This window comes from Paenibacillus lupini (assembly GCF_011761355.1).
GTDB lineage: Bacteria > Bacillota > Bacilli > Paenibacillales > Paenibacillaceae > Pristimantibacillus > Pristimantibacillus lupini.
This window is the reverse complement of the sequence record NZ_JAASRW010000002.1, coordinates 169,783-192,286: the sequence shown is the minus strand read 5'-3', so window position 1 is coordinate 192,286 and position 22,504 is coordinate 169,783. Positions and strand designations below refer to the sequence as shown.

15 protein-coding genes are annotated in these 22,504 nt (G+C 46.5%); 1 reads left to right on the top strand and 14 read right to left on the bottom strand.

The features are described 5' to 3' along the window. Positions 1-37 precede the first annotated feature (37 nt). Positions 38-1,075: a glycoside hydrolase family 88/105 protein gene (locus tag FHS17_RS06570; RefSeq protein ID WP_167276957.1), complete on the bottom strand. Its 1,038-nt coding sequence runs from the start codon at positions 1,073-1,075 to the stop codon at positions 38-40. 149 nt (positions 1,076-1,224) lie between these two features. Here FHS17_RS06570 and FHS17_RS06565 point away from each other — a divergent pair, with 149 nt between their 5' ends. Next, a complete protein-coding gene (locus tag FHS17_RS06565) occupies positions 1,225-2,082 on the top strand; it encodes a helix-turn-helix transcriptional regulator (protein ID WP_167276952.1) in 858 nt (285 codons plus the stop codon). Here FHS17_RS06565 and FHS17_RS06560 read toward each other — a convergent pair. The 13 genes from FHS17_RS06560 to FHS17_RS06500 form a co-directional block, all read right to left on the bottom strand. Continuing rightward, positions 2,057-4,681 (bottom strand): glycoside hydrolase family 2 protein, encoded by a 2,625-nt coding sequence (locus FHS17_RS06560; RefSeq protein ID WP_167276949.1) that lies wholly within the window; start codon positions 4,679-4,681, stop codon positions 2,057-2,059. The two genes, FHS17_RS06565 and FHS17_RS06560, sit on opposite strands and share 26 nt — an antisense overlap. 146 nt (positions 4,682-4,827) lie before the next feature. Continuing rightward, the gene (locus tag FHS17_RS06555; RefSeq protein WP_167276944.1) at positions 4,828-5,868 is read right to left on the bottom strand and encodes a LacI family DNA-binding transcriptional regulator; all 1,041 of its coding nucleotides are present in this window, start codon (positions 5,866-5,868) and stop codon (positions 4,828-4,830) included. Between the two features lie 123 nt (positions 5,869-5,991). Further along, complete coding sequence (locus tag FHS17_RS06550; RefSeq protein WP_167276940.1) at positions 5,992-7,281, bottom strand: glycoside hydrolase 5 family protein; 1,290 nt, start codon at positions 7,279-7,281, stop codon at positions 5,992-5,994. Between the two features lie 42 nt (positions 7,282-7,323). Next, positions 7,324-8,148 carry a carbohydrate ABC transporter permease gene (locus tag FHS17_RS06545; RefSeq protein ID WP_167276936.1) on the bottom strand — a complete coding sequence of 275 codons (825 nt, stop codon included), beginning with the start codon at positions 8,146-8,148 and terminating at the stop codon, positions 7,324-7,326. Positions 8,149-8,150: 2 nt separating this feature from the next. After that, positions 8,151-9,035, bottom strand: a complete 885-nt coding sequence (locus FHS17_RS06540) for a carbohydrate ABC transporter permease (RefSeq protein WP_167276933.1) — start codon at positions 9,033-9,035, stop codon at positions 8,151-8,153. 89 nt (positions 9,036-9,124) lie between these two features. Next, on the bottom strand, positions 9,125-10,429 hold the full coding sequence (locus FHS17_RS06535) for an ABC transporter substrate-binding protein (RefSeq protein ID WP_243865226.1): 1,305 nt from the start codon (positions 10,427-10,429) through the stop codon (positions 9,125-9,127). A gap of 234 nt (positions 10,430-10,663) precedes the next feature. After that, positions 10,664-11,743, bottom strand: coding sequence for a LacI family DNA-binding transcriptional regulator (locus tag FHS17_RS06530; protein WP_208420252.1), 1,080 nt, complete (start codon positions 11,741-11,743; stop codon positions 10,664-10,666). A gap of 143 nt (positions 11,744-11,886) precedes the next feature. Further along, positions 11,887-17,529: an S-layer homology domain-containing protein gene (locus FHS17_RS31025; RefSeq protein ID WP_167276928.1), complete on the bottom strand. Its 5,643-nt coding sequence runs from the start codon at positions 17,527-17,529 to the stop codon at positions 11,887-11,889. A gap of 394 nt (positions 17,530-17,923) precedes the next feature. Further along, complete coding sequence (locus FHS17_RS06520; RefSeq protein ID WP_208420251.1) at positions 17,924-19,315, bottom strand: glycosyl hydrolase; 1,392 nt, start codon at positions 19,313-19,315, stop codon at positions 17,924-17,926. A gap of 153 nt (positions 19,316-19,468) precedes the next feature. Next, positions 19,469-20,089 carry a ThuA domain-containing protein gene (locus FHS17_RS06515; protein WP_167276924.1) on the bottom strand — a complete coding sequence of 207 codons (621 nt, stop codon included), beginning with the start codon at positions 20,087-20,089 and terminating at the stop codon, positions 19,469-19,471. A 21-nt stretch (positions 20,090-20,110) separates the two neighbouring features. Continuing rightward, complete coding sequence (locus FHS17_RS06510; protein WP_167276920.1) at positions 20,111-20,893, bottom strand: alpha/beta hydrolase; 783 nt, start codon at positions 20,891-20,893, stop codon at positions 20,111-20,113. A gap of 20 nt (positions 20,894-20,913) precedes the next feature. Continuing rightward, on the bottom strand, positions 20,914-21,642 hold the full coding sequence (locus tag FHS17_RS06505; RefSeq protein ID WP_167276916.1) for an SDR family NAD(P)-dependent oxidoreductase: 729 nt from the start codon (positions 21,640-21,642) through the stop codon (positions 20,914-20,916). Beyond that, positions 21,639-22,490 (bottom strand): NAD-dependent epimerase/dehydratase family protein, encoded by an 852-nt coding sequence (locus tag FHS17_RS06500; RefSeq protein WP_167276913.1) that lies wholly within the window; start codon positions 22,488-22,490, stop codon positions 21,639-21,641. Before FHS17_RS06500 ends, FHS17_RS06505 begins: the two co-directional genes overlap by 4 nt. Between the last annotated feature and the right edge of the window lie 14 nt (positions 22,491-22,504).

Below are 22,504 nucleotides of genomic sequence, written 5' to 3'. Positions count from 1 at the left end.
TTGGGCCCGGCCGTTTTTATTCAAGAGTCCTATTGTTTTAAATACTGCTGACAACTTCCTGATTCTGAATCAGAGCTACAAGATAAGCCAGGGTTAGTCCTTGACCCCATCCTTGCACTCTCTTCTTGGAGATGACCTTATAATCATCAACCGAATACATAACTGCCGTACCCGCAGATACATTGCGGACCGAACCGTCTTCATCGATGTTTGCCAGAATGCCTTCATAGGCTTTTGCCATGTAGTTCTGGTGCAGAGGATGTGCATAGATGGTCAAGGCAGCAGCAATACCTGAAGAAGCTGACGTTTCCTCATAGGAGGTGTCATCATTTAGCACCGTACGCCACAAGCCTTTTGGTGATTGTAGTCTGACGAGAGAACTTAATTGATCGCCAAGTGCCCCTCCAAGCTGCATCCACATCGGCATAAACGGATTCAGCATTTTATGAGCTTGTGCCATCGTATAAGCCGCCCACGCATTTGCCCTGCCCCAATAAATACCGGAGAGATGATCCCCTCTAACATTATCCCAAGCGTGATAGAACAGATTTGTCTTATTGTCCTGCAAATATTCTTCATGCCAGTAGAACTGATTCAGGGCATCATCAATATATTCCTTCTTGTCCAGCTTGAAGCCAAGGCGCAGCAAGAAATACGCCGCCATAAACAACGTATCCGCCCAAGCCTGCTCTGGAAAATCATTTTTGGACGATACCGTATGCTGGAATACTTCTTCTCCAAACCGGATAGCATCTTTTCGCAAATACTCCGCCTTCATTAGAGCTAGATCAAGATACTTTTGATCACCTGTCGCTTCATGCAGGGTCAGCATCGTATGCCCCATCGCACAAGAATTGACCATCATTGCCGGCAGCCCAAGCTCCAAATATTCATCCACCCATTTGACCAAAAAATCAATATACTCCTGATTCTTCGTTACTTCCCAGGCTTTGCTGATTCCATAAAAAGCAACTCCGCAGGACCAGTTCCATGTAAAATCCATATTCATCGTTCTGCGGACGACGAGGTCAATTAGATCTTTTACTTCTTCTTCGTTGACAACAAATTTTTTCATCGTTTAACTCCTCCGATTGAAATCGCTCTCATACCGCAAGAGTAACATGAATATAGCGATTAAATCTCCGCAATTATAAACAAATACTCCATAAACCCCGCAATTATTGATATACTCGTAATACCGTCCATCTCTGAAAGGAGCCCTCCATGACCATTCAATCTCTGCCTGATATCCTTCGATATGGCTCGATAAGCGAACCATTGTGGATCGAGTTCGACCGAAGAATTGGCTATCATTCGATGGATACGACCCACTACCACAGATCCTTTGAATTTTTTTATCTATATAGCGGGGAAAGAAAATTTTTCATAAGAGACTCCGTCTATCCCATTCAGTCAGGTGATCTGATTCTTGTGAATTCCAACTTCGTTCATCGAACCTCCGAGCTGAGCCAGCCAAATCATGAACGAGTTGTGCTTCATTTTGACCTGCCTTTTTTTGATGGATTATCGCGTGAGGAGACGGAGCTGCTTCAGTCCCCCTTCTTGGATGGCTATCCGATCGTTAGACTGAACCTCCAGGAACGATTGCACTTGGAAACCCTATTCGAGTCCCTGCTGCGAGAGCTAAACGATCGTCCGCCTGGTTATCAGCTGCATATCCGGAACATGGCTACTGAACTGCTTTTGCTCACAGCTCGCCACATGCAAAAGCGCAAAGCCCTTCCGAATGTTGAAGTTACTCCGGTCCAGCGTAAAGTAACCGATATTATCCGTCATATTAATCAGCAATTCCGGGAACCGCTGCATCTGGACGACCTTGCCAAGCAATTTTATATAAGCAAAGGCCACTTAAGCCGTGTCTTCAAAGAAGTCACTGGCTTTGGCTTCAGTCAATATATCAATATCACCCGGATCAAAGAGGCCGAACATCTCCTGAGGGAAACCGATTTGAGTATTACCGAAATATCTGAACAGTGTGGCTTCGAGAACTTTTCCCATTTCGGCAAAGTGTTCAAAGAGCTTTCTGGTCTGTCCCCTAGGGCTTATCGGAAGCTTGAATAGAACCAAAGGATGTGAATACGATATCAGGCCACTGATGAGCAGCGGACGCGCTATTCTCAGCCACAAATAACTCCCCATTCCGTTTGGTGCAGGTGACCTTAACCTGTCTGGATTCACCAGGAAGTAGGGTGAAGAAAGCATCATCCGCTGAAGTCCAATAGACATCCGTCCGTTCTTCCGGCCGGACATGGAGAGCTGCTTCATGGCCTTCATTGGTCACCATATAACTGCGCACCAAGACACTTCCGATCTCACCGCCAGGAAGCGATTCATAACTCCATTCGTCCTGAGCCTGCACATTCAATTGAGCACCTTCAAGCTGTAAGGCAGACCGATAAATCTCTTGATCATTAGTAGAGAAGAAATAATCATTGTACTCTGTCACCTGATTCATTTGCGTTACGCCTAACCTTACAATAAATAACCCATTATACGTATGAGGAACAACAAATCGTACATTACCCAGCTTCGTTACAGAGGCGTTCTGCAGAACGGTATCAAATAATTGCGAGAATAAGAGGCTGCCTCGTGTATCCCATACTTCAACGGCCACTTCGCAGCTTTCGCTTGCTTGATGCAGGTAGATTCCTGCTTCCATCCACTCTCCAGCAGCTGCATTGAGACTGCGGTAATCAAGCGATGCGTGGCAGTGCCTAAACGCGTTACGCGTCCAATAATAAGCCATCTTTGGCTCCATATAATAATCAACTAGATTCGTACAGCTCGCATTAGGCCAAGGCTCATTAAGCTGCCAAATGATACTGCCGCTGTTCTGGAACTGACGTCGCCGGTTCGCCTCAAGGATAAACCGCAGCCCCTCCGCTTGCATCCATTGGCTTGCATCCGAGAACTGCGAGAGTGATTCGAAATGTCCGAATAATTCCGCATCACGATCGTAGGTATCCCACCATTCACCATGATGCCGCCAGACGAGGTTATCGCGCATGGAGACTGGCGTAAGATGTTGTAGGGACAAAAATTTACGAAGGCTCTTCACGCCACTTACGCCATCGACACCAAACTCACTATGGAACAGATGATCCGCTTCACCGTATAGGCTGTAGTGATTCGGATTTCCTTCATACTTCCAATGTCCGTGTACATCATGGCTGACGCCTTTTTCTCTCGTAATATATTGAACCGGCCCCGATGCAGAAGTGGGCAGGAACAGCCGCTGCGGATCATATTGCTCTACAAGCGACTTCAGATGTGACAAGTTTGAATCTTCGTAGGTCGAAGGCCGATTCGGCTCACTCATCAGCTCATTGCCGCCACTCCATACTGTTAGTGACACATGGTTGCGACGAGTCTTTAATGCAGCAACAGCATTCTTATGCAGCAGTTCAAGGAACGACGGCTTCTGCGATGGCTTATTATCTATGCCAGAACTTGATTGAATGAACTCCTGCCAGATCATGATGCCATGGCGGTCACACAGGTCATATAGATACGTTTTCTCGATAACACCGCCGCCCCATATGCGAAGCATATTCAGATTCACTTGCTTCGCAAGATGAACCATCCATTCATAGCGCTCCCTCGTCACATTCCCATAGAGATGATCAAGAGGCGTCAGATTGGCGCCTTGTATATAGATCGGCACACCATTCACAACAAACGTATACGGCAGCGCATCCACCGGACTTCCCTCGTTCTGCCGATATTCCAATTTGCGAATGCCGGTATGATGTACTCGCTGATCGAGAAGCTTATTATCCTGAAGCAACCGAATTGTCACTTGGTAGAGCGGCTGCTCGCCATATCCATTCGGATACCAGAGCTGCGGGGTCGGAACAGGAATATCGAATTGAAAACCGTCCTTGTCTAATACTACCTGAATAGAATTAACGAAATCACCATTTGGTCCCGTCACTTCCAACTCAGCCCGCACATCTGCGTAGTCCAGCGTTTCTGCGGAATCACCAGCATGATGGTTACGAACACCTGCAGCAACACGAATGACTCCATGGCCATCCGTAGTTACATCCGAATGAAGAGCAATCTCCTCTAGCGAATATCCTTTGGAGACACGTAACAGCACATCATCCCAAATCCCTACGTTAACGAGTCGTGTAGAAAAATCCCATTTGTAGTTAAACCGGCTTTTCTGCGTGAACGTTTCCGACGTCTTCCCGATCTGCCCCATCTCATCCGGCGCCTGCTTTAGCACAATCTGAAGTTCAACCATGTCACGTTCCCCCAGCAGCTCCGTGATATCATATACGGCAGGCTCATACATCCCAGCATGCTCGCCAAGCAACGTGCCGTTCATTGAGATTATCGCTTCATAATCAAGACCCATGAACACAATCTCGACCTTATCTCCCGGCTCAATAATTGGCTTCTGAAACTGCGTCCGATATACCCACCAACGGTTTTCCACCCACTCGCAATGCAGGCTGTTCAAATCTACATAGGGGTTATTAATCAGTCCTGCTTTATAAAGATCCTGATGTACACCGCCGGGTACCGTTGCCGGCAACCATTCGGTTACCCCCATTAATTCATTGCCAATTTCCATACTCGTGCCTTTGCAGGGGACCCATGGCCAAAAGCCTTTCAGCTCCCACTCTTTATCGTTTAGATTAATCTCCATCATAAATACCCGTCCTTTAGCTATTCTCATAGTAAGCTATCATAACGAGAAAATTTTAACATAATGAAACGTTTAATTCAACAAAATTTAAGTGTTTAATTCAACAATAAAAAAGCACTCGTTCCAAAGGAACAAGTGCTTAACCATTACTATTGCGGACTCATGACAGTATCCCGCTCGATCAATTCCGTTTCCAGCTGGATAAGTTCAGATACCGTATCCGGATGCTTTATCCGATCGAGAACAGCCCTTACCGCTCTTGAGCCGATATCCTCTTTAGGAACCCTGACTGTGGTCAGCTTCGGAATCATAAATTCGGCCAGTGACAGATCATCAAATCCAATAACTGAAGCCTGTTCTGGACAACGATAACCCCAGTTGGATAATTGACGCAGCACTTCAATCGCAAGCATATCGTTCGCACAGAAAAAGCCGGTTACTTTCTCTTCGGTTATTGCAAGGCGCAGCTTCTCCACAAATTCAGCATTCGTATAATTACCTCGCCCGCTTACACCTAACCCTCGAACCCATGTTACGCTGACTTGCTCCAACGATCCCTTATTATGCTCTCTTACCGTATCCTCAAAGCCCCGATCCCGTTCCCTGAAGCTCCAGGCCGTCTCCATATCCCCTACAAATGCCAGACTGCGGTGTCCAGCCTGCAGCAGCCGATTTGTCGCTTCACACGCTCCCAGATAGTTATTCGCTAATATATGGTCATGTTTGCCGTTCTGAATATTAGAGTCAACTAAGACACAAGACATTCCTTTTGCATCTAACGCCTTCACATAGGACTCAGGCATATGCCCAAGCAAGAGTGCTCCATCTACCTTTTGCTCATTAATACTTGAAGGAAGGCCTTCTTGAGGATCTACTGAGATATCAACACCTGATAAAATCATACTGAAATCATGTGACTGCAGCTCTCTATCGATGCCGCGAATAATTTTGCCCCAATACTCGATATCACTCAAATAAGCTTCCGGCATCAGAACGGCGATATTGCCAGTCTTCGCATAAACGGATGATTTCCGCAGCTTGTCAAAGGAATAGCCCATCTCATGTGCTGTTTTCCATATCTCCTCGCGCGTTCCGTTATTTACAGCCGGATCATTGGACAATGCTTTAGACACAAGAGCTTTCGAGACGCCAACCTGGTCGGCAATCATCTGCAAGGTTACCTTTCGCAATGGCCATACTCCTTACCACTTTTTTTGAACTTATTATAATTGTTTTTTAAACTCTCTTCAACTTTTATTCTGCTGCAGGTAAAATAGAAACAGCGGTACAGATCTCTGCACCGCTAATGTGTATTAAGGAGTAAATGGCTCTGACACGATAACTTCAGAATAGCCGCTAGGCCGAATAGATACACCAAAAGCTTGCAAGCGATACCAGGTTCGAACCGAATGAGCTCTTGTTGGATCAATCCATGGCGCTCCGTAATCACCGGGACGTTTATCATACACCGTCACCCACGGCCCTTCGCTACTTGCCGTCGATTTCTCCAGCGAATAGGAGGCTGCACCAACAACGCCTTGGAAATATACCATACCTTTTTCTATCTTCATAATCGGAACATCCGGCTGAATCGGTTGCGGCACCTCTCTTCCACTCATCCTATAACCATGGCTTCTCAGCTGCTGGATACGTGCTGCCAGATCCGGATTGGTACCACTGCTTGGATAATGAACGGAAAATCCATCAAAATGATGAACGTATCCACCTTCATCCGCATGTGGGAACAACGACCAGAACGACGTTCCGGATACCGCTTCATTCTCTTCAGCAGCTGCAATGAATTGCTCCAGATCACAATCCGGCCAACCAAATTCGCCTGCAATATATACTTTCCCCGCTTCAACGACTTGCTTAGCATCCCTCACCAGTGCTTCGGCATTGGCAGGATAATAATGAACATCGAGAATATCCAGGCTATCAACCGCTAATTTATCTGCATCGAGCTGAAACTGCTTGCCATGTGCAACAAGGTGGTTGTTATCGATAGATTTAATATAGTCGCAAATCTCCTTCACCCATTCAACAGGCGCAGCATTAAGTTCATTGCCCAATTCCCACGCCATGATCGTTGGGTCCTCTTTATACGCAATACCGCTGTACGTATTTACACGATTTAGAATAACGGTGATATAGCTCTTGAAATCTTCAATGACATCACGATTGGTATAAAATAAATCTCGAACCGTTAAGTCACGCCACCCGGTAAACGTTTCTCTGCCGCCATGATAATAAGCCCAGTTGCAGACGAAAGGAATGATTAATCGCAGCCCACGATCTTCCGCCTCTTTAATTGCATAATCAACACGTCGAAACGCTTCTTCATTATACTCACCAAGCCTTGGAGACAAGGATTTGGGATCACCTACTGAAGCACCAAGCGTATGAGAACGAACGACATTCGCCCCCATCTCAACCGCTGTATCTAGTGCGTTGCAGACACGAAATGGTGTAGGCCAATCTACTCCGCCAACATTCTCATCAAGGCCCAGCCAATAAATATTCGGCCCAGCGAAACGAAATGGTAGACGACCCTCATAGAGAGAGCTTCCCGCTCTCGTAATAAATGGCTTCTTTATCGTCATTTAGATACTCCTGCCTTCTCGTTTAATTCATTCAGCTGTTCCTTACCCTTTCACTGCACCACTTGTCACGCTCGAGAAAATATATCGCTGCAAGAACAAATACAAGACGACAGTTGGAATCATGATAACAAGAATAATGGCACAAATATAACCCCACTGCGCTTGGTTATTGCCGGCAAACCGCTGGATGGATGTCGCTACGACGACCAGCTCCGACTTTGGCATATAGAGGAAAGGTATATACAGCTCGTTGTAGATGTTAATCGTCTTCAGAATGACCAGCGTAGCTGTAGCTGGACCGAGCAGCGGCAAAATAATCGTCCGATAGATTCGGAATAAATTCGCACCATCCATCATGGCGCTTTCATCCAGCTCATAAGGAATGTTCTTAATGAACTGCAGATAGAGGTAAATCTGCACAACATCCGCTCCAACGAAGAGCAGGATTGGACCATAAAGGGTGTTGTAGAGCCCCATAGTATGGATGATGGAGAAGACAACAACTTGCGTCGTAATGGCCGGGATCAATGTAGCGAAGAGGAATGCGCCAAGCAGTATTTTTCTCCCTCTAAATTCAAAGCGCCCTACCGCATAAGCCACCATCGTCCCCAGCACAATGTTACCTAGCAGCGAAACGATAATGATGATAAATGTGTTGCCAAACGCTTGCCAGATATGTGCTCTTTCCATTGCTACCCGAAAGTTCTCAAAGTTAAGGAAGCTGCGCGGTAATGCAAAGGGGCCGCTGACCTCATCCTCCTGCTTGAAGGCATTAATGAATACAACGTAGGGAGGGAAAAACACGGCGAATGTTCCCAAGAGCAGCAGCACGTATTTGATCGATTGTATGGGATCGAATTTCTTCATGCTTATCCCTCCTTTCTCTTGATGACAAGATTCTGCAGCCCAAGTATAAGAATCGTAAGGACCAGAAGCACGACACTCATCGCTGATGCCAAGCCAAAGTTATTGAATTGGAACGCTGTCTCTACCGTCTTCAGAACGAAGGTTTCACTCGCTCCGGCTGGCCCGCCATGCGTCAGAACAAATGGAAGATCGAATACCGCTATAGCTCCGCTTAGGGTAAGGAACATATTGAGCTGAATGATCTTTGTCATATTCGGTAAAGTCATATGCCAGAGGGTTTGCATCCGCCCTGCCCCGTCAAGCTTAGCCGCTTCATACATATCAGCTGGAATCGACTGCAAGGCTCCCAAGTAAATAACCATGTTATAGCCCATAAACCGCCAGAAGCCGATGGATGCAAGCGAATAGTTAACTATGCTTGTGTTGCCAAGCCAGCTTTGCTTCCAAGAATCCAGTCCAAGCAGCCCAAGCAGTGAATTCAAGGAGCCGGTTGTTGTATCAAAAACATATTGGAACATGAACGCAACCGCTACCGCATTCATGATAAATGGCAGGAACAAAATAACACGAAATACGTTACGCCCGCGCAGCTTCGAGTTTAAGATAACAGCAAAGAGCAGCGCGACGATATTTTGCACAACACCTACAACAACGTAAGGGATCTGATGGACGAATACTCCAAATAGATCAGGGTTTGAGAAGATTTCACGATAATTATCAATGCCGAGCCAGCTCACATGATTGTTGAGCCCATCCCAATCGGTGAAGCTATAGTAGATTAATCGAACTGCCGGATAATAAGTGAATGTAAGCAATAAGAGAACAGGGACTGCCAAGAATCCGATAATAACAAGCTTTCTTTGCGTTTTATACGACATACCGTTCATTGTTCACCACTCTTTTCTATCTTCTGCTTCTATATAAGCAAAGTGGATTATCGTAAAGTCTCGGGATAATCCACTTTGCTGTTTGAATCTTATTTACTTACAGCCTTTTTCGCTTTTGCCCATTTGTCATTGTATTTATCAAGAATGGATTGTGGATCCTTGCTCAGAACAAATTCTTGTACAAAGGCTTCTTTTGTAATCTGTGCTTGGTTTACGATCTCCGTCGATTCCGGGGTATCCGTTACCGCTTCGATCTTAGTAGGATTAAAGCTTTCGAATTCAGCCAGCTGCGGCATATCCGATTGTCTATCCTTCAACACTGGAATAAAGCCTGCGAACTTATCAAATCCGGAATCCTCCAGCATCCATTTCACGAATGCTTTTGCCGTTTCAAGATGTTTACTATTTTTGTTAACGCCATAACCCCAGTCTGGTGCAAGAACTACATTCACTTTACCTGAGTTGTCATAAGGCATTGGGAAGAATCCAACATTCTCCGAAGTCGTGCCGCTGCTGATGACTTGTGGAATGACCCAGTTACCAAGGAAGTACATCGCAAATTTGCCGCTTGCTACATCCTTCTTCGATTGCTCCCAGTTTGTTGAGTTAATATCAGGCTCCAGGTAGCCTTTCTCGTTCATCGTACGAATGATTGTCAACGCTTGTCCGTAAGCATTATCCATCGTATAAGGTGCATCGGAATTGACGCGTTCATTGTTCAAATTGGCGTTACCTGCAAGGGAGGAAGGAAGCTCAGAGCCCCACGGGTATAAAGGCCATTGATCTTTAAAGTTGGATGCGAATGGAATGATACCTTTTGCTTTCAGCTTCTCGGCTGCAGCATAGAATTCGTCCAGCGTCTTTGGAACGCTTGTAATACCTGCGTCAGCGAAGGCTTTCTTGTTGTATACAATACCTGTTGTTGTAGCGCCTACCGAGATTCCGTACACCTTGCCTTCAAAGCTCTTATAATCTTTGAAGTAAATTTTGTCATTCAGACCAAGATCATCAAGCGGGGCGAAATATTTCGGCAAATCAGAAGCCGTGATCGTTGGCACCAAAACCACGTCAGGGAAGTCGCCGGTCGAAAGACGGATTTTCGTATCCTTATCAACATCTTTTACCGCTTCAAATTTCACTTCTGCATTCGGGTACTTTTCTTTGAAGCGTTTCGCGTAATCGACGTACTCCTTGTCAATCATGTCCGTGCGGTTTGTAAGGAATGTAATTGTTCCGCTGATTTCGGAAGCTGGATCAGCTGCCTCAGTTGTCGTTCCATTGTTGCCCGTTTTTGCGTTATTTGCCGTATTTTTCGCGTCATCATTATTTCCACAAGCAGACAACATCGTGATCGACACAGCAGCAGTTAGTAACAAGCTCAAACTTTTCTTCAACTTTCTTACCCCCTGAGTTATATGTTTTGTTACCGTTTACAACTAGAGAATATCACCAATATCAATTTATTTCAACTATTTTTTAAAAATATTTAAACTTTTAATTTAAATTGAATTAAACATTCCCTTTAGCGGACTACTGCTCATTCTATCGCCATATCAAGACCAATCAGCTTTTTGGCCACAAAAAAAGCCCTTCCACAAGGAAGGACCGTGTAATAAATATTTAATAAACTAATTTACCACTTTACCCGAAATCTCCAGATCACTTGGAACATTCGCTGTTGAACCGCGCTGAACAAGCGTTGTTGAGATCATAACCAGCTCAGGAAGCTTATCCAGCGTATTCAGCCGCTCCAGAATAAGCTGCGTCGCTTTAACCCCAATCTCTTCCTTAGGTACACTAATGGTCGTAAGCCCCTTGATATCTGCGAGTGTCAGGTCATCAAATCCCACTACAGACAGCTGTTGTGGATACTCCACTTCCCAATCCGAGAAAAAGACCATCGAATCGATTGCAATCAAATCATTTGCACAAAAGACCGCTGTTACCGGATTATCCGACATCAGAGAGCGCTTCAGCTTAACTACGTACTCCGGCTTCGTATACATCCCGTTACCGCTTACACCCATCCCTTCGATGGTTACAAAGCTGGCCTCTTCTTTGCCATTTGTATTAAAGCTTTGAATGGCTGCCTTAAAGCCTCTGTAACGTTCAGAGAAGCTCCAAGTCGTCTCGACGTCGCCGAGGAATGCCAGCTTGCGGTGACCAAGCCGGAGCAGCAATTGCGCAGCCTGATAAGCACCTTGATAGTTATTCGCCAGCACGAGATCCACTTCAGGATCCTGTTCGCTTGGGTCAACCAGGACAAACGGAATTTTCCGTTTCTTAAGCTGATCTGTATATTCCTTCGGCAATTGTCCAAGTACGATTGCGCCGTCCACTTTGTTTTCCGTAATGCTCGTTGGCATCCCGTCATTCACCCGCAGCGACACATCGATCGAGGACAACAGCATGCTGTAGTTGTATTCAACCAGCTCACGGTCAATACCCTTAATGATTTTCCCCCAGTATTCGGGATCATCGAGATAAGCTCTTGGCATTAATACCGCGAGGTTGCCCGTGCCGGCAGATATCATTTTTTTCTTTGATGATTTTATTTTATAACCAAGCTCTTCGGATGTCTTCCAGATCAGTGCCCGAGTCTCCTCGTTCACAGCTGGATCATTCGATAAAGCTTTTGAAATCAACGCTTTAGAGACTTTCAATTGATCTGCAATGATCTGCAAAGTAACCTTTTTAATGGTTTCCAACTCCCTTAATCAATCTCTTATCCCTACTATATATTTTTTTTCAACTTATTTCAACTTATTGCTGAAAATAAAACAAAACGGGGTATGACATCGCCGTCATACCCCGCTTCGAACCGTTCAACAACGGTACTTCTTTCTGCTTTTTACGAATTCAGCTTGTTGAATAGATTGTAAATCAGCTGCGCAGCTTGCGCTCTTGTTGCATGACCTTGAGGCATAAAGCTGCCGTTACCCATTCCTTGAATGAGACCTGCTTGATGAATCGCTTGTACGGCTTCAGATGCGTAGCTGCTTACTTTATTTTGATCCGGGAACAGCTTCGCTTCAGGATTACCTGCTAGATCCAACCTCACCAATTGAGCCGCACGGTAGATCATCACCGCCATCTCCTCACGGGTGATCAGATCATTTACGCCAAAGCTGCCGTCTGATTTACCATTCACAATACCCAGCTTTTGCGCGCTAAATACCGCTTCTGCATACCATGCACCATGTGCTACATCAGAGAACGTTCCTGTTGCAGCCGGATCATTAAGCTCTAATGCCTCCATCAGCATTTTCAGGAATGCCGCACGAGTTACATTGTTATTAGGCTCAAAATGTCCTCCACCTACACCTTGAATAACGCCGCGGGCAGCAAGGAACTGAATGCTGTCCGTTGCCCAAGCAGCATGCGCGAGATCAACGAAGGAGACCTTCGCATAAGCAGCACTATACGCACTGAAATGTGTGGCCGAGAATTGCACTTTGCCTGTATCGGCATTGTATTTCCCGTTTTTGATTACTTCGAGCTGTCCATCGTTATTCAAATAATACACAATCACTTGATCTGGGTCCTCATTTGTTCCAAGCTCATAAGGCATCTCTACCTGGATGCTGCCCAGCTCCATATCCTTCAGTTTAACGCCATCCAGACTTACTTCAATATCATAGACAGCATGACCGCCCAACAGCTTTCTTGCTTCAACTGACAATGTACTGTCATCGACTTTCGAAGCTTTTACCTGCAGTGTGGAAGCGGCTTGCCCTCTCTCCTTAAGCAGACTACTGCTTACTGTAAATGTCACGAGACCGGTATCCATTCGAATGCCTTGTGCCGCTGTAATAAGCGGTTTAACAGGAACGTCTACGGTAACGGAACCTGCTTTAGCACCTGGCTTCACGACAATATCAACTGTTTTATCGTTGTTTTGCTTCAACGCTTCTAGAATATCCTTCTCGTTGATCTTAATCGACACTTTGTCTGAGTCTTTATTAGCAGGCTGTACCGTCAAATGTCCGTTCTGAACAGACACTGAATCAACAGGATCAACCGGTGTTGTAGGCTGTGTCGGATTCGTCGTAGTTGTCTTCGTTACCGTCACAACAGCAGAAGCCACTTTACTGCCATCTGTAGTTGCAGCAGTAATATTTGCCGTTCCAATGCCAATAGCCGTCACTTTGCCCGATGCGTCCACCGTAGCAACTGCTGTGTTATTGGACGTCCAAGTCACCTGTTTATTCGTTGCATTTGCTGGACTTACCGTCACAGTCAGCGTTTCCGTTCCGCCAACGTTTAAGCTGATTTCATTTTTGTTCAGCGTGACACCAGTAACGGCAACATTCGGCAGTTCTCCTGTTTTCACAAGCTCAACATCATCAACCCCAATCCAGTGATCACCAAGATCCTTGGAATGGAAGCCAATCGAAACCTTTCCGTCTCTTACTTCAATGCCCGAAATTTTCAAATAAGTCCACGAGCTCTCACCAGTTGGAATATTAACTTTTTGTTCTGAAGGCTGACCCTCATTCACGATCATTTCCGCTGCCTGCTGGCCGCCTTTGGATTTGGTCCAAGCCCGTGCTTCGTAGATGCCATCCGCCAGATCCGTTATTTGCTCAGTCGATGTCACCTCATAAGACGCATTGTTCCAATGGACAAGCTTGTAAGCACCGGTACGCGAGCCGCTTTCCAGCTTCACAATTCCGTTCGTCACATCATTGCCCTCAGCATCTTTATGCACCCAGTGAGTCGGCAATACTGGCCATGCAGCCGGATCTACCGGTTCGTCAAAACTGCCATTCAGCACATAGTTCGTCAGAACAGGTCCGCTTCCATTTTCCTCTGTGTAAGGATTGTTAGGTACATTCACATTTACTGTAGACGTATCAGAACTCATGACTGTACCGTTATACAATTCAACCGATGCCTTAATCTCTACTGCCCCATTAGCCAGCTTGGAAGTGGTATATGACCATTCACCATTTGGCCCAACAGGAGCATAGAAAACTTGCTTGCCAGCACGAATCGTTACATCCGTGGCATTTGTTGCTGTACCGCTGATTGTGTAAGGCAACGAGGTAATCTCGGACTCGGCAGCGCTAATCATAACGGTGGAAGCTTGCAGCTCATCCATAAACTTCGCACCATTAATATCATCAATGTAAATCGTACCTGATGTCGAGATCGAATCATCCACGCCTCCGATATAGAAAGATACCGCCGTAATGTTCACACTTGCATCTGGTCTAGCTGTTGTATCACTGCTATACCAGGATGGGAAACGGAAATCATCAAACGGCACGTACATGAGACGAGGCTCACTGCCCTTGAACACCGTTTTAGTCTCCCAGAACTTGCCGCTTGCGTCCGTGAACTGAATGGCAAGCTCATTACCTGAGCCATCCGGCTGGAACCAGAACGTGAAGCCGTCATAGCCAGTAAGGTTCAAGAAATCAGGATTAAAGCTGCCGCCGGCATAGCCTGGGCCTGCATAGTTATAATCAATCCTCAGGCCATAATTGCCTTCTGATTTATGTGAGGTATTCAAAGACAAATCAAATGCGCCGCCTCCCGCATTACGCGAGAAAGCCTTGTTAATAAGCGCATTATAGCCGCCATAACCTTCGAAGTTATCCAGCTTGGAAGCATTCGCCATGCGGATATCATCCAAATAAATGACACCTGAATTAGCTGCCGCATTTGTTCCACTGCTGACATAGATCGCAAATTCCTTTACATGCGACAGCTCAATCGCTTTGCTGCCATAAGCCGTCACATTCCATTCAGGCTGAACAAATTCGGATAATTTGATCTCAACTGTCCGCCCCGCATTACCTGCGAGCGTCAAAGGCGCTTCATATACGTGATTGTCCGTCATTGTCAGCTGGAACGACAGTTTATTCGAGGATCCGTCCGGCTTCACCCATGCATGTAGCGAGTCAAATCCAGACAAATCTACATCGCCAAGCGAACGGGACAAGCCCGCATAATAAGAGGAATCAAAGGCATAGTCTACTTTCACCCCGTAATTGCCATGGTTCTTATTTGTTGTATCCAGGGCGATGCCGATGCTGTCCCCGTTCGCGTTAGTGGTATAACGCGCTTTGATTTTATCATCTACCCCGTAGTCGTATTCCCCATCTTCAAACACGTTAGCAGGGGCTTTGTCTGTAAGCGGAATTAGGTTCGAACCATACCCGATCTCCACTTGGCTAATAGCTGGTGATTCGCCATCTGCTGTTGCCGGATAGACAGCCTTCAAATATCGCGTAGATGCCGGCAGAGCAAAGTCGGTATAGATCACCTTATTCCAGCCTTCACTAGTTGCGGTTTGGCTGACAATCGGATGAACCGGTACATAATTATCGCCGTCAATGGAAGCAAGGAAAGACAGCGTACTGTTGGAATTGGCATAGGTCGTAAACCGATATGAGGTCATATCTCCGCCTACCTGATAGACGACTTCACCAGTGCTTCCGTCTGTGCGTCCAAGCGTCTTGTTGTTATCCGTGTAAGGCTGTTCGCCCTTCATCACGAGATTGGAAGTCTGACTAAAGGTCGTCCCAGCAAAAGTATGATCTATAACAAATCCGTTTCGCTGAATTGGCGAAACACTTTGGAAGTCTGTTCCATCGTACGTATACTCCATTTGAATGTTATCAATCTGCACCGAGTTGCTCCCCGGAATAACAAACTTAATGAAGCGTGTATCAGCCGGAAGCTGATCGACAGATGATACCGAACCATTCACGACAGGCTGAATTTCCGTATAGTTGCCATTCGAAGAAGAGGCAAACCAGCGGATTGCTCCCGTGCCCGTAAAGGTAACCGAAGCTTTGTTCATCGGAACCGGAGAAGCGTAGATCAGATAGCCTGGGTTGGAAGTCGACACATATGCTTTGAACCCTATCCCTACTTCACTGCCAACCGAAGAACTGGTCTGTACATTCGAAGACTGATCATACACATAAGTTTTGCGTTTCTGTGCATCCCTCTGCAGCAGACTCATCTCATCAATAATGACATGCTCTGCTGTTGCACTTACTTCATTAGACCAAGGGGACACACCTGATTCATTTACACCACGTACGCGATAGGTGTAAGTCACACCGCTTAATGCTTGTTCATCATGAAACGCAGGTGTTCCGGCGCGTCCGCCATCCGAGAAGTCAGTCGTTACCGTTGTCCAGTCGTCGCCGTTCTCGGTACGCTGTACTTCATAACCCGAAGCACCTACCGAGCCTTGCCATTTGATATCTGCTACCGAAGTAATCGGGAACAGCATTGGTGCATTAGCAGGCGCAGGAATGGCAGGAACGTCTGATGTCATAGCCACATCGTTCTCATTCATATAGTGCGCATACTTGTATACCGTACGGATAATATCCGTTTCCCCGTAATAATCTCCGGACGAGAAGCCCGGCCAGTGATAGGAAGCCCAGTTACCCGGATCTTCATCATGCCAATAGAAGCCGCCGCTGTCCTTATGAGGACGAAGCGACCAGATCATAATGCCGTCTGTGCCATTTTTCAAAGCAGCATTGTAAAGCGCTTCGACAGGAGCACCAGTCGTATAAAGTCCAAATTCACCAAGAATATAAGGCTTCTTGCCGGCAGCAGCTGCGCTGTCCGCATTAATACGATCGATGAAGTTACCTGTGTAGAAGTGATCCCCTACGATGTCGACATTCGGATCTTCCAGTGAATCGTTATTCACTGCGAACCGGCCATCCAGCAGCAGTTGGCTAGGGTTCTCCGTATTTCTTACGTAGTCGGCAATTTCCGTTGTCCATGCTTGCGGGAACTTATCCTGGTTGTAACCGCCCAGCTCATTCCCCGTCTCCCATGCCAGAATGGCCTTGTCATCCTTGTATTTCACACCTGTAATCGTGTTCACGCGGTTCATCATGTAATGAATCACTTGCTTGAAATCAGAGATCACAAGCGGATCGGTATAAAATTTCCATGCATCCGGATCATTAGCAGCATCACCGCTGATTGTTCCCGGATAGCGGAAGTTAACGTAACTCTCAATTCCACCTACCCATTGCCATTGGTCAACAAACGGAATCACAACCCTTACACCGTACTTATTGGCTAGCGCCAGCAGATTATCGAGCTTAACGAATCCAGCTTCATTAAATTGCATGACACCTTCTTCATCCGGACCAAGTACAAACGCGCTGCCTGCATTTGAATTATCGTATCGCTTAACTGACGGCACATAGGTCCTTGTCACATTGCCGCCAATTGCTGCAATCGTACGAAGTGCATCCTCTTGAGAGAAGGCCGGATCACTCATTCCTCCCGGATAGTTCAGCGAGGCAAAACGAAACTCCTTCGTTCCATCCATCAGCTTGTCGCCATCGGCTGTAATAAAATCCGTAAACACGGATGCTTCGCCCTCATCGCTCGAAGCTTTCGCTGACTGACCACCAGCAACCGGAGCCAGCATACCAGCTAACAGCGCCGTAACGAGCAGAAGCGGCCATTTGCGTTTCGACTTGCTTTTACGTTCGTTCACATCATTCACTCCTAATAAAATAATAAATAAATCCATCAATTTGTTAACGCTTACAATTCAATTGAATAGTGAAGCGGCTGTCTTGCATTTGACCCTCGCGAAATAAATTCAGCATTTCCAGGATTTAATTTATTTCAATTTTTATTATACTTTTAATTAAACTTTAGTCAATATTTTATTTAAATTTAAATTAAAAATTATCGGCTGATATCCATATCCTTTTGCCCCCGAATTTTATAACCCGAACAACAAACCTAATCCAATTTGTCGAAATCCCATTATTCCCGCCATAAAACTGTTACCACCCAATGAGGGGATCTGGGTATTCAAGCCCAATCCCCCTCTGGAAAAACAATAAAAACCTAATATAAAGTTGAAATTTGTTGAACAGCTACTATTTCAGAGCAGGTAATTCATCTCTCGTAATCACATTAGATGCTCCATACAACGCTTGAATCTGAGCATTCGTATTGCTGCTGAACGTAAGCTCCGCCCAACTCATTGCAAATACCCATTTCGGTTGAGCTGCAAGCTGGCTGGTCGTCGGAAGCACTGCACACTCGCCAATCGCAATTGGCTTTCCACCTGCAACGCTTAAGGCCGTATTGTACTTCGTTGTCGTGAAGCCATCCGAGTTATAAACGTCCAGTGCAAAGATATCCCAATAACCGGCTCCAGGGTTATACCCGCTCCAACTCAGATCCAGATCCTGCATGTCCCATACCCAGACTAAATTGGTCAGTCCTTTCGTATTCACAAGATAGTCATGCGTCAAGCGGTACAGTGCAGCTGTCCCATTTGATCCCGAACGCCCTGCCCACCAGAACTGGCTCTGGTTCATCTCGTGGAACGGACGGAACAGAACCGTTACCTGGTTATCCTCGAGGTATTGCAGATAAGTCGCGTACGTATCCAGCCGCGCTTTCCATGCATTATTCAGCGTGCCGCCATTCGTAATTAAGTCCGTCCATTGCGTATTGGAAAGCTCGCTGACAACACCACCATCCCAGCTACCGGCATCGGATTGTGTTGGCGGGGTGACATGCATCATCAGCTGGACGATCGCACCGTTTTTGAATTGATTTTTCGCTTCTTCAATCATAGTCCAACGATTACTTACATCACTGGATGAGAAGAGAAAATCACCGCTCCAAAGTCCTGGATAACGCCCAGCAACACTATTAGCCTGATTTGTTTGTACAGCTGGGTTCGAATTCGGTTCACGATTATGGATACCTATGACCGTCTTGCTGCCGTCAATGCTCTTCAAATAGTCGAGCACACCAACCTTATCTGTTGAAGCGCTTCCATAGATTTCGAATTCGATGATCGAGAAGCCATATGCTGTCGCTCGCTGAATACAGTAGATTTTCACATATCTCGCGGTTGTAGCCATAAAGTTAATCGTATTCTTGCCGCCTGTTCCGCTGTAATTGGAGTAGACTGTCGTCCAAGTTGAATTGTTCGTAGAAGTCTGAATTTGAAATTGTGAGGCATAAGCCGCTTCCCATGCTACCGCAACACTTGCTACGGTCTGATTGGAACCCAGATCAACAATCATCCATTGCTGATCAGCGTAAGACGAAGACCATCGCGTATTGCCATTTGCATCCACCGCATAAGAGCCCGGATAACTGGAGGATTCTGTCGAAGAGACTGTTACCGGTCTGTTGTATGCGATATTCGGCGCTGCTGATGCATGATCTGAACTAATCCATGAACTGCCGATAAAACCCGTTAATGCCAAACATAATACGACCCATGTCAAACCTAATTTTTTAATCATTGCTACACCTCCGTTTAGGATAAAATCATACAAACATCCGAATTGAGCTGTTCATAGACCACCTCCTTTCGAATAGCACAGCAAATAGCCCCCTCTCTTCTAGCTATAAAGCTTTATCTCAGGGGGCTATTTGTTATTTGCAATAAAAGCCAGTCAACTTCGATTCAGACGTTCACCTGCGCACCAATCCAGCTCACGCTTCAGCAGCTTTTGATAAGAGGGATGCTGCCATACTTCTACATAGTGACCTGGTGTCAACACAGCGACCCTCCCGAGCCCCTGTTTGCGACGCCATCCAGCGGGATAGCTGCCGCATGCAGATTCCGAGGTCAGAAATACGTCTCCTGATTCAAATGCCATTTGGTAATGTTCATCATGGACAACGAAAGGCTCGAGTTCGGCCGCAGGTCGAAGTACAACCTGATCGGGAGCAGGATGCGAACGGAATCCTCCGCCGATTAGGCTACGGAACAACGGCTCTTCAAGGTAGCCAACCGTACCCGCATGGATAACAAAAAGCCCCTTCCCTTTTTCAACAAAAGCCTGAAAACAGCCTTGCACCTCCATCGTTAACCAAGGCGTACGATCCGAGGCCGAAACACGATTGGACTTAGCCAAAACGATCAACTCACATTGATTCATCCATGCTTCCGACCAATCTTTTGCATGCTCGATATAATCAAACTCGTATTGATCATTTGCAAGCTTGGTGAAGCCTTGCTGAACGACCTCCGCTGGATGCCACTCATCATGACAGATTACCCCAACACGCATAACCTTAAATCCCCCCATCCCTTACTTCCGTAATGGCAGCCAATCCACCGCCCGCCTCACATACTTGTCCCAGAACTCCCAATCATGACCCGCACCTGACTCCACTTCATATAATAGATTGATACGGTTATGAAAGATTTCGTGGAAGGACTGATTAATCTCGTAGTTATGATCATTGGTTCCGCATGCCTGATAAAAGGAAGGCATTGTCACACCTTCTGCCAATCGCCGCTCCAACAGCTGCCCGATATTGTTGTCGCTGCCCACATATTCCTCATACGAGCCAAATGTCAACATAGCCTGCTTGGAGAAAACCGTATTGTTGAACAAGGCCTTTCCCTCAAGACGCGTACGCTGATCGAGACTTCCGGACAAGCTGGCGACTGCAGCATACCTCTGCGGGTAACTAACACCTAACTTAAATGCTCCGTACCCGCCCATCGACAAACCAATCGCAAATGTATCCTCCCGCCGCTCTGAAATAGGGAAAAACGATTTTACGATCTGCGGCAACTCTTCGGCTATATAGGTAAAATAATCATAGCCATGCTTCATATCGGAATAGAAGCTGTACTGCACAGAAGGCATAATTACCGCTATTCCCTTTTCAGCTGCATACTGCTCAATCGAAGTATTACGCTGCCATGCGGAATGATCGTCTGATGCGCCATGAAGCAAGTACAACACAGGATAGGGCTGCACAAATGGCTCAGACGGACGATGATACCGCTCAGGCAAGATTACATTCATAGAGCATCCCTGCCGCAGCGTTTCGGAGAAAAACTGAACTTGTAAAAAAGCCATCACTATCCCCTCCTAAGCAACTACCAATGCATTTCATTGCCTGCATAATCAACAAATGGCGGATGGGCGGTTTCGTTCTCCTCCAACGCGTAACGAATAATAATATCCACGATTCCGCTGGCAGCCTCTTCAGCTTCTATCGCGGCATTCTCATTGCGTTTGCCGCCCATATACGTTTTCATCCATCCCGGATGAATGGCGATCGCTTTCCCACCTCGACTACGCAGCTCATTATGTACGATGTTCGTCTGCACGTTCAGCGCCGCCTTCGACATACAGTAGCCATACCAGCCCTCCCGCCAGGTCTGGTTGATTTGGCCTGCTTCTGACGAAATATTAACGACAAGTTTGTCATCACCTTGCACAAGTAAGCCGCTTAAAGCCTGCGTCATGCGCAGCGGTCCAAGCGTATTCACTTCATACATTCTGCGAATCAGCTCATAATCGATACCGCCAAATACAGAGCTGTCGTGGTTGCCTGCAATCCCAGCATTATTCACAAGCAAATCCAGCTTGCCGTACTGATCCTCAATTGTACTTGCGGCACGCAAAGCACTATATTCATTTGAAATATCCAATAAAATTGGCGTGATCAACGAACTAAGCTCAGCCGGAATATGATCCAGTGCTGTCCATTCCGTCATATAACGGCCAGCGAATACCATATACCCTTTTCGAGCCAGCGCAATCGCCAGCTCATAGCCAAGCCCGCGGTCTGCGCCAGTTACGCATGCGACTTTCCCCTTCATTTACACTCCTCATTCCCGCTCAATTGTCCGCTCCGCCAGTTATGAACCGGCGCCCAGCCAAGCAGCTTCTTCGCCTTTGCATTACTCGTCCAAGCCCGATGACCGGAAAAGTCTTGTTTAATATCGGTCACATTCGGATAGTACCGATGAAGCAGCTCCGCATTAGGAAGCAAAGAGCAGGTATCATCCGCAGCTATATTCATCGTTTCACAACCAAGCCCTTCTGCCTCAACAGCTAATCGGCATGCGGCTGCCGCATCGCGCACATCAACATGGCTCCACAAAAACCGCTCAGCACGCGTATAAGTGGACAACCAGTCGTATTCATCAGGCAGTGCAACATGGCCGAATCGGAGATTCACAATTTGCATGCCGGTACGGTGAAAAATCATGCTAGCAGCCTGTTCTCCTGCGATTTTGGACAGTCCATAACTGTCTTGCGGCAGCAGCGGATGTGATTCATCAACTGGAAGGAATCGCGGATCGAACCTCTTTTCTGCATAACAATAACCATAAATAGATTCGCTGGAAGCACAAGCCGCTTTCCTTATACCAAGTCCAGCCGCCGCATCCAGTACATGATAAGTAGAAAGTGTATTGTTCATAAATACCACTTCATCCGGATAAGTGCCCGGCGCATTGATGCCTGCAAGATGGATAACTGCATCCATTCCCCGCAGTGCTCCATACACTTCACCCAGCTTAGTCAGATCTACGATCTTCGTTGGGCAAATCCGTTTGACTGGCAGCTCCCGGTCAATACACACAGCTTCATGGCCAAACGCGAGCAATTCGACAATGACCTGACTGCCGATTCTTCCATTACCTCCTGTAACTGCAACCTTCAAAAGCCCACCCCTCC